The sequence below is a fragment of the Rhodococcus sp. NPDC059234 genome (assembly GCF_042754225.1).
In the GTDB taxonomy this organism is placed as follows: domain Bacteria; phylum Actinomycetota; class Actinomycetes; order Mycobacteriales; family Mycobacteriaceae; genus Rhodococcus_G.
Genome location: NZ_JBHZAH010000226.1, coordinates 1 through 1,492, shown reverse-complemented (window position 1 = coordinate 1,492; position 1,492 = coordinate 1). Strand labels below are relative to the sequence as shown.

3 protein-coding genes are annotated in these 1,492 nt (G+C 66.8%); 1 reads left to right on the top strand and 2 read right to left on the bottom strand.

What is annotated here, in order from left to right; all coding sequences use genetic code 11:
- The coding region (locus ACFXGJ_RS24415) for a DUF222 domain-containing protein (RefSeq protein ID WP_378625857.1) at positions 1–378 on the bottom strand (378 nt) is incomplete at its 3' end.
- A 188-nt stretch (positions 379–566) separates the two neighbouring features.
- Between ACFXGJ_RS24415 and ACFXGJ_RS24410 the strand changes: the two genes are divergently transcribed.
- On the top strand, positions 567–785 hold the full coding sequence (locus ACFXGJ_RS24410) for a helix-turn-helix domain-containing protein (protein ID WP_378625856.1): 219 nt from the start codon (positions 567–569) through the stop codon (positions 783–785).
- 24 nt (positions 786–809) lie between these two features.
- Here the strand turns inward: ACFXGJ_RS24410 and ACFXGJ_RS24405 are convergent, their stop codons facing one another.
- Positions 810–1,376, bottom strand: a complete 567-nt coding sequence (locus ACFXGJ_RS24405) for a TetR/AcrR family transcriptional regulator (protein WP_378625855.1) — start codon at positions 1,374–1,376, stop codon at positions 810–812.
- Between the last annotated feature and the right edge of the window lie 116 nt (positions 1,377–1,492).

The window sequence follows — 1,492 nt, the reverse complement described above, 5'->3', positions numbered from 1 at the left end:
CTGAGCGGCCGCGGTCGAGGGCAGATCCGCGGGTCGTTCCTCGCCGCCGAGGGTGTGCCAGGTGCCGACCTTTCGTGCCGCCATCACTCGACCCGAGGCGTCCCCGGGCGATAGCCGCAGCGTCTGGATCAGGAAGTCGTTGATCGACTTGGTGTCGAACTTGCCGGGCAGGGCGCGTTCGACCGACTCGACGATCAACCGATGCCCGACCGCCGCGGCCTTACGCAGCGACGTCTCCATCTGCTGCAATGCGCGCACGACCTCCATGTCCGACAACCCGGACAATTCGTCGTCGAGCAGTCCGTCGACGGCGGTGTCGAGGTCGGCCAGGTGGTCCGTCGCCTGCCCGACTCCCCGATTGCCGTCTATCGAATGCATGTTCGAATTTTAGCGCGGACCACCGACAGGAATTCCAGTGCAGGGAATCCTTCACCCGTAATGACCTGCGCATTCGGGTTGGAGTAGTCCGGTGTCGCATGCGCGTGTCGGGAGAGTGTGCGCGCTTGTACTAGCCTGAACACATCGCTGAATGTGGTGTGCGTCACACTCCTGTTTGGAGGTCGTCGATGGCTGAGCTCAGGTCTGTACGAAAGGGCACCCGTGTCACCGGCGGCGAGCGCGACGTCATGCAGACCGAGTTGCGGGACCGCTACTTGAGCGGCGCGAGTATCCGCACCCTGGCGGAGTCGACCGGTCGGTCCTACGGATTCGTGCGGACCCTGCTCACCGAATCGGGCGTCGTACTTCGCGGTCGCGGTGGCCCGAATCGGCGCCGGCGCAGCTGACGTCTCCCGCGCGCGCCGACAGCGTCACTCCTTGCGCCGCACCGACTCCTCCACGAGATCGAGTACGGCGGAGAGGTTCTCGCCGCCGTGACCCGACGCGATCCGGGCCACCAGTCCGTCGAGGACCAGGTCGAGGTAGCCGAGCAGGACGTCGGTCGGGAGGTCGTCGCGAAGCCGGCCTGCCGACTTCTGCCGTTCGAGCCGGCTGACCGTCGCCTCGGTCAGTTCCGCACTGTGTTGCGTCCATTTCCGGGCGAACTCGGGATCGGTGCGCAGTCGGCGGGCGATCTCGAGGCGGGTACCGAGCCAGTCGAACTGCTCGGGCTGCGCGAGCATGTCACGCATCACCTGGACGAGGCCCTGTTCGGCCGCGACGTCGGCCATTCGGCGGGCATCCTCCTGCGCTAGGGCCAGGAAGAGTCCGTCCTTGTCCTTGAAGTGGTGGAAGATCGCACCCCGCGAGAGTCCGGTGACCTCTTCGAGGCGGCGCACGGTCGCGCCCTCGTAGCCGTATTCGGCGAAGCACCGCCGGGCGCCGTCGAGGATCTGGCTCCGACGAGCGGCGAGGTGGTCCTCACTGACCTTGGGCACCGCGAACGTCCTTTCGGTAGCGAGACGGCGGGCCCGAGACGAGACGTCCCGGGCCCCCCCCCAGTGCACAGCGTGCGGGTCAACCCACAGTGCGGGTCAACACATCGGAAAACAGC

Excerpts from the sequence above, each read along its gene's own strand:
- ACFXGJ_RS24410 (WP_378625856.1), top strand. The coding sequence starts at position 567 with ATGGCTGAGCTCAGGTCTGTACGAAAGGGCACCCGTGTCACCGGCGGC.